Here is a 6,837-nt window from a genome sequence, read left to right as displayed (position 1 = left end):
GTCCGGCCTGACACACCGCGTCATCGTTCTTCGCGGGTAAGCCTTGCTCCTACGGGATTTGTGTCGCCAATGATGTGAACGACCTGAAACCTGTAGGAGCAAGGCTTGCCCGCGATAGCATCCCCCCAGCCACCGCCACCCTTAAGCCAGACAACAAAAAACCCGCCGCCCCTGATCAGGGCTGGCGGGTTTTGTCATTCCAGGCTGTGTGAATCAGCCAGCCGTTTGCGGCTGCGCCACCCGCTCGAACCGCTCATGCTTTTGCCGCACCGGTTGCTGCAACCATGCCCGCCCGTAAAACGCCAGCGCCGTCAGCAAACAGGACAGCCACACGAAGATCCCGGCCCAAAAGGTGTGGGACATGTAGTGCCAGCCCTGTAGGACGCGGGTAGTGCCGTAGACGAACCCGAGCAACAACGCCCCCCACATCAGCGCTTTCGAGAAGCGCCAGCGGTAACGGCGAGCCACGAAGTACAACGCGAGCATGGTGAACCCGCCCGAAGCGTGACCGCCCGGCCAGCAGCGACCGTCGCCCGCTTCCTTGAACAACTGGAAGTTGTTGTACCACTCCACGTGGGCGATTTTGCCGCCGTAGAGGGTCGTTTCAATCGGGCAGTAGACGCTGGTGTGGGCCTTGAGGAAATGGATCACCCCGGTGCAAATGGCAAATGCGACCACCACGAACAGAAAATCCCGCCGGTGTTCCTGGGCAAATCGCAGCACCGGAGCGACTTTGCTGCGCTCCAGGAAACCGCCGAGTCGCGGGTGTTTGGCCGTGTTGAGCAGTGGCCAGACAAACGACAGGATGGCACCGATCAAGGCGATTTCAGCAGTCCAATTCGGAATGATCCGCGCCCACTTGTGGGTGAGCTTTTCGAAGAAGTGAACCTTGTCCAGCGGGAAGGTCTGGCTGACCGGATCAAACAGCAGATTGCTGAAGGCGATGTCGATTTTGGTCATGTCGAACATCAGGAACACCAGCGCCGCGCAGGCCAGCGGAATACCGAAGTTCACCCAGTAAAAGCGGTAAGGGGCAGCAGTCTGCATCGTATGTCCTGAGTCAGAGAAATTATCGGGTCGTCACCGAGCGCCAGTCGGAGGCCTCGATGTAACCAAGAATGGACGGTGCTTGAGGGGTTTCGGTGGACACGAACAGCGAGGCGCCATAGCCCAGCGTGGAGGTCGAGACGTTCAGGCTTTTTTCCAGCTCCGTCATGCATTCGCTGTGGGTCACCAGAATCAGGTTACGGCCCGGCACTTTGTGCGCCAGGGCGTCGCGCAGCATGGTGCCCTTGCAACTGATCAACCAGTCTTCGCCCACGCCGACCGAGTTGAACATATAGCCGGCGGTTTGTGCAGTGCGCACCATCGGGCTGTTATAGATGTCGGCTTTGGACAGGCCCAGGCGTTCGAAGTGAGAGCCGACCGCCACCGCTACACCGCGAGAACGGTCAGTGATGCCGTCGTTGCCACTCAGGCAGGGCGCTTTGGAGTGATCGCAGCGCTCGACGTGGCGCACCAGCACGATCATGTCGCCCTTGGCCCAGCCCGACAGCAACGCCTTGGCACCGGCCACGTTGCCATGGGCCAGGTCCGGCACAGTGGCGGGCGCCAACAACCAGATGGTCAACGGAATGACCAGCAATGCCGAGGCAAGCACCACTGCGGCATTGCGATAACGGGCAAAACGGCGCAGATCGATCGCGCGTTTTATCCCGAACAGACTCAGTCTCAATTCCACAGCTAGCCGCCTCGCCGGCATGTCACGCAGATCATTTAATGCGGCGAGGGTAGAGAGCCGGGCGTCGCCAGCAAGTGAAACCCATGTGAAAAAAAGCTTAAGTCTTGCCCACATCTCTTGTTACAGGATCTGTCCCGCAAAAACCTTTCAGCTCTCGGGAATGCTGCCGATACAGGTCTGCAACACACCTTGCTGGCACCTAAAAACAACAATCTTCCAGCCAACTGACGATAAAGAAACACTACGTTCCTGGAGGAATTGTGATGAATAGCTGGTTTGGCAACATCAGCGTGAACCTGAAACTGGGCCTGGGATTCGGCCTGGTCCTGGCACTGACCTGCGTCCTGGCCTTGACTGGCTGGACGAGCCTGGGCGGGTTGATTGACCGCAGCAACTGGATGAGCGACATCACCCAGCTCAACGCCGGCCTGACCAAGCTGCGCGTGGTTCGCCTGCAATACATGCTGACCAACGGCGACGAAACCGCCGCGCAAAACGTGCAAACCACCCTCGACAGCTTTGTGACTCAGCAAACCGCGTTGCTGGGCAGTTTCAAAAATCCTGAAAACGTCAAAATGCTCAAAGAGCAGGCCGCGATCATTGCCGCCTATCAGACGTCCCTGAACAAAATGCGCAGCGCCTACCGCACCGGTAACAGCGCCCGCGACGCCATGGGCGCCAACGCCGAGACCGCCAACACGCTGATCAACGCGATCAACACCCGCGTGCAGGAAATGCCCCTGAGCGATCAGCGTTTCGAGCAGTTCCTGGCCATCACGGCGGCCAAGGAAGCGTTCATGCTGGCCCGCTACGAAGTGCGCGGCTACACCGCCAGCACCAACGCCGAAACCGAACAGAAAGCCGTCCGCCAACTGGACGCGGCTATTGCCAGCCTGAAACCGTTGAACGTGCATTTCGCCGACACCCAGCAAGACGCTTTACGTCAACTGGACACCGCGCTGACCAACTACCGCAGCGCCTTGCTAGCCTACAAAGCCGCCAGCAACGACGCCGTGCTGGCACGCAAGGAAATGACCGACCAGGGCACCGCCATCGTCGACCTGAGCGACAAGCTCTATCAATTCCAGATCGACCGTCGTGACATCGAAAGCGCCCAGGCCCGCACCCTGCAGCTGATCAGCACCTTGCTGGCATTGCTGGTGGGCGTGATTGCCGCCGTGGTCATCACCCGTCAAATCACCGGCCCGCTGCGCGAAACCATGACCGTGGTCGAACGCATCGCCGGCGGCGACCTGTCCCAGGACGTTAAAGTCACCCGCCGCGACGAACTCGGCGTGTTGCAGCAAGGCATCGGCCGCATGGGCGTAACCCTGCGGGACTTGATCAGCGGCATCCGCGACGGCGTCACCCAGATTGCCAGCGCCGCCGAAGAGTTGTCGGCCGTGACCGAGCAAACCAGTGCCGGGGTCAACAGCCAGAAGATCGAAACCGATCAAGTGGCCACCGCGATGCACGAGATGACCGCCACGGTGCAGGAAGTCGCGCGCAACGCCGAAGAAGCGTCCCAGGCGGCCGCTGCTGCCGACAGCGAAGCTCGCGCGGGCGACAAAGTGGTCAACGAAGCCATCGCCCAGATCGAACGCCTGGCCACCGAGGTGGCGCGTTCCACCGAGGCCATGAGCGTGCTGCAACAGGAAAGCGACAAGATCGGCAGCGTCATGGATGTGATCAAGGCTGTGGCCGAACAGACCAACCTGCTGGCGCTCAACGCGGCGATTGAAGCGGCCCGCGCCGGTGAAGCCGGTCGTGGTTTTGCCGTGGTGGCGGATGAAGTCCGTGGCCTGGCCCAGCGCACGCAGAAATCCACCGAAGAAATCGAAGGCCTGGTGGCCGGTCTGCAAAACGGCACGCAACAAGTGTCGGCGGTGATGAACAACAGCCGCGCCCTGACTGACAGCAGCGTCGCGCTGACCCGCAAGGCTGGCGCCTCTCTGGAAAACATCACCCGCACGGTGTCCAACATCCAGTCGATGAACCAGCAGATCGCCGCCGCTGCCGAAGAGCAAAGCGCCGTGGCCGAAGAGATCAGCCGCAGCATCATCAACGTGCGCGACGTCTCCGAACAGACCGCCGCTGCCAGCGACGAAACCGCTAAATCCAGTATTGAACTGGCGCGGTTGGGCGGTCAGTTGCAGCAGATGGTGAGCCACTTCCGGGTCTGAACTTCACTGTGCGTTGAATGAAAGACCATTCGCGAGCAGGCTCGCTCGCACAGTGGGGGGGGTGTGCACGAAATCTGTGATCGACATCACCTCCCATGTGGAAGCGAGCCTGCTCGCGAAGGCTGTCTAGTGCCTCCGCAGATTTTCAGGCTTCCCAAGGATTAATCACCTCAACCCCGGAGAACGCAAAGTCCCGAACATTGCGGGTAGCAATCGGAGCTCCATGGCTTCGGCAAATGGCAGCGATCTGAGCGTCGGCCATCGAAGCCGCTCGACCACTTGCTTCACAGCCCGCCACCAGCGTCGCGTACTCGACCGCGGCATGGGCATCAAAAGGCAATATCCTTCCGGCAAAGTCCTCTTCAAACATTGCCATCGCATGCGCCTCAAGTTTCTGTTTGCGCTTACCGAACGGTAGCCGCGCAATGCCATGGAGAATCTCTGCCACAGTCACTGCGCTAATCGCCAATTCCATCGCTGGCTGGGCATCGACCCAAGCCAATACTTTTTCATCGGGCTCGACCCGCATGAACTCAGAAAGAACATTGGTATCGAGCACTATCATTCGGAGAAATCCACCGCCGTTGCTTTCTCTTTTCGCGTAGGCAAATCGAGTTCAGCGCCACCACTTAGCCTGAACCGATTGCGAATCCGGCTGCCAAGCCCTCCTGCGCGATCAACGGTGGCTAGCGCTCTTCCCAGAATCAGGCGAGCCTCCTCTTCCATTGAATGCCCGTTGTGAGCAGCGGCTATGCGCAGTTGCTCTTTGATTTGGTCGTCAAGGTTTCGAATTGTGATGCTGGCCATGATGCCTCCTGCAATCAATGAAATCATTGATTTAGGCTAGCATATCTTCCGTTGTAAAAATCCGCAGATCTGCCGAAAGGCATCAAACACAAATCGCATTGGTAAACACCAACCGATTCCCGAACGGGTCGGTCACGGTCAGGTCCTGGCTGCCCCACGGCGTGGCCTGGATCTGGGGTTTGGCGTAGGTGTAGTCCTTGGCGGCCAGTTGCTGCTGGAAGGCTTCCAGTTCATCGGTTTCGATGCGCAGGGCCGAACCGGGTGTGGCGTCGCCGTGGTGTTCGGACAGGTGCAGCACGCACTCGCCCCGGGAGACTTGCAGGTACAACGGGAAGTTGGCTTCGAAGCGGTGCTGCCAATCGATCTTGAAGCCCAGGAAGTCGACGTAAAATTCCACGGCTTTGCGTTCGTCGAAGATGCGCAGGATCGGGGTGGTCTTGCCGAAGCTCATGGGGTGCTCCCTGACTGGAAAAGGCCCAGTGTAGCTGGGCTGGATGTCAGCGCTTCGGCTTGTGGATGGCTTTCTTTAATCTCAGAGTGCCACTATGAGACGTGGATCAAAAAATCGCAGCCTGCGGCAGCTCCTACGGTTGCAATGCGATCCCCTGTAGGAGCTGCCGCAGGCTGCGATCTTTTGCTCTTCAGGCCTTAACCAAAACCCGCCCGCAAATCCCCTTCCCGCGCCAAAAACCGCCCTTCCCTGCGCCCGTTCGCCTGCCCGTCGACATAACTCAACACGCCGTTGACCCACACCCCGTCAATCCCTTCCGCCGCCCGTTGCGGGTCATGGAAGTCCGCCACATCACGAATGGTCAACGGATCAAACAACACCAGGTCCGCCCAATGCCCTACACGAATCTCGCCCCGTTCCTTCAAACCAAAACGTGCCGCCGACAACCCGGTCATCTTGTGCACGGCGGTGTGCAACGGAAAAAGCCCCACATCGCGACTGAAATGTCCGAGCACCCGTGGGAAAGCGCCCCACAAACGCGGATGCGGGAACGGGTCTTCCGGCAGTCCGTCAGAACCGACCATCGACAACGGATGCGCGAGTATTCTTCGTACATCCGCCTCGTCCATCCCGTAATACACCGCCCCCGCCGGTTGCAGGCGTCGGGCGGCGTCGAGCAACGGCACGCCCCACTCGGCAGCGATGTCGAGCAGATCGCGGCCGCCCAGTTCAGGATGCGGTGTGGACCAAGTGATGGTGATGCGATGGGCGTCGGTGACTTGCTTGAGGTCCAGGGTCGAGGAACTCGCCGCGTAGGGATAACAATCGCAGCCCACCGGGTGGGTTTTCGCCGCGTGCTCAAGGGCCGCCAACAACTGCGGACTGCGTCCCCAGTTACCGACGCCGGCACACTTGAGGTGGGAAATGATCACCGGGGATTTCGCGTGGCGGCCAATCTGGAACGCTTCGTCCATGGCCTCCAGCACCGGTTCGAATTCGCTGCGCAAATGGGTGGTGTAGACCGCGCCAAACGCGGTTAATTCTTCGGTCAGTTGCATCACCTCATCGGTGGACGCCGAGAACGCGCTCGCATACGCCAGGCCTGTGGACAAGCCCAGCGCGCCGGCCTCCAGGCTTTCACGCAATTGCTCGCGCATGGCGCTGATTTCATCGGCGCTGGCGGTGCGAAACAGGTCGTCGAGATGATTGCTGCGCAGCGCCGTGTGGCCGACCAGCGCCGCGACGTTCAGCGTGGTGTTCGCCGCTTCGACCGCCGCGCGGTAAGCGCTGAACGTCGGATACACAAACGCCGCTTGAGTGCCGAGCAGGTTCATCGGGTCCGGCGGATCGCCGCGCAAACTCACCGGCGAAGCGCTGATCCCGCAGTTGCCGACGATCACCGTGGTCACGCCCTGGCTGAGTTTAGGCAGCATCTGCGGCTGGCGGATCACCACCGTGTCGTCGTGGGTGTGCACGTCGATGAAACCCGGCGCCAGCACTCGCCCGGCGGCGTCGATGTCTTCGGTGGCGGTGGCGTCGTGCAAGTCGCCGATGCACTCGATGCGACCGTTCAGAATCCCAACGTCGGCGGGGTAACCGGGGCTGTTGCTGCCGTCGATGACGAGGGCATTGCGGATCAGCGTGTCGTACAGCAT

At 60.3% G+C, this 6,837-nt stretch carries 7 protein-coding genes; 1 reads left to right on the top strand and 6 read right to left on the bottom strand.

Going from position 1 to position 6,837, the window contains the following annotated elements; translation table 11 throughout:
- Window positions 1-213: 213 nt before the first annotated feature.
- Both V5E99_RS29020 and pmrG read right to left on the bottom strand, forming a co-directional pair.
- Window positions 214-1,047 (bottom strand): phosphatase PAP2 family protein, encoded by an 834-nt coding sequence (locus V5E99_RS29020; protein WP_499805861.1) that lies wholly within the window; start codon window positions 1,045-1,047, stop codon window positions 214-216.
- A 22-nt stretch (window positions 1,048-1,069) separates the two neighbouring features.
- On the bottom strand, window positions 1,070-1,741 hold the full coding sequence (pmrG, locus tag V5E99_RS29015; RefSeq protein WP_499805860.1) for a lipopolysaccharide core heptose(II)-phosphate phosphatase PmrG: 672 nt from the start codon (window positions 1,739-1,741) through the stop codon (window positions 1,070-1,072).
- A 263-nt stretch (window positions 1,742-2,004) separates the two neighbouring features.
- Here pmrG and V5E99_RS29010 point away from each other — a divergent pair, with 263 nt between their 5' ends.
- A complete protein-coding gene (locus V5E99_RS29010) occupies window positions 2,005-3,924 on the top strand; it encodes a HAMP domain-containing methyl-accepting chemotaxis protein (protein ID WP_499805859.1) in 1,920 nt (639 codons plus the stop codon).
- Window positions 3,925-4,069: 145 nt separating this feature from the next.
- Here the strand turns inward: V5E99_RS29010 and V5E99_RS29005 are convergent, their stop codons facing one another.
- From V5E99_RS29005 to V5E99_RS28990, 4 genes are all read right to left on the bottom strand, one after another.
- Window positions 4,070-4,489: a type II toxin-antitoxin system VapC family toxin gene (locus V5E99_RS29005; RefSeq protein ID WP_499805858.1), complete on the bottom strand. Its 420-nt coding sequence runs from the start codon at window positions 4,487-4,489 to the stop codon at window positions 4,070-4,072.
- Window positions 4,486-4,731: a FitA-like ribbon-helix-helix domain-containing protein gene (locus V5E99_RS29000; protein ID WP_499805857.1), complete on the bottom strand. Its 246-nt coding sequence runs from the start codon at window positions 4,729-4,731 to the stop codon at window positions 4,486-4,488. Before V5E99_RS29000 ends, V5E99_RS29005 begins: the two co-directional genes overlap by 4 nt.
- An 82-nt stretch (window positions 4,732-4,813) precedes the next feature.
- Window positions 4,814-5,182: a glyoxalase superfamily protein gene (locus V5E99_RS28995; RefSeq protein ID WP_499805856.1), complete on the bottom strand. Its 369-nt coding sequence runs from the start codon at window positions 5,180-5,182 to the stop codon at window positions 4,814-4,816.
- Between the two features lie 197 nt (window positions 5,183-5,379).
- The gene (locus tag V5E99_RS28990; protein ID WP_499805855.1) at window positions 5,380-6,837 is read right to left on the bottom strand and encodes an N-acyl-D-amino-acid deacylase family protein; all 1,458 of its coding nucleotides are present in this window, start codon (window positions 6,835-6,837) and stop codon (window positions 5,380-5,382) included.

The organism is Janthinobacterium sp. LPB2021202312-11-4 (genome assembly GCF_037049705.1).
In the GTDB taxonomy this organism is placed as follows: domain Bacteria; phylum Pseudomonadota; class Gammaproteobacteria; order Pseudomonadales; family Pseudomonadaceae; genus Aquipseudomonas.
This window is presented reverse-complemented; position numbering and strand designations above follow the sequence as displayed.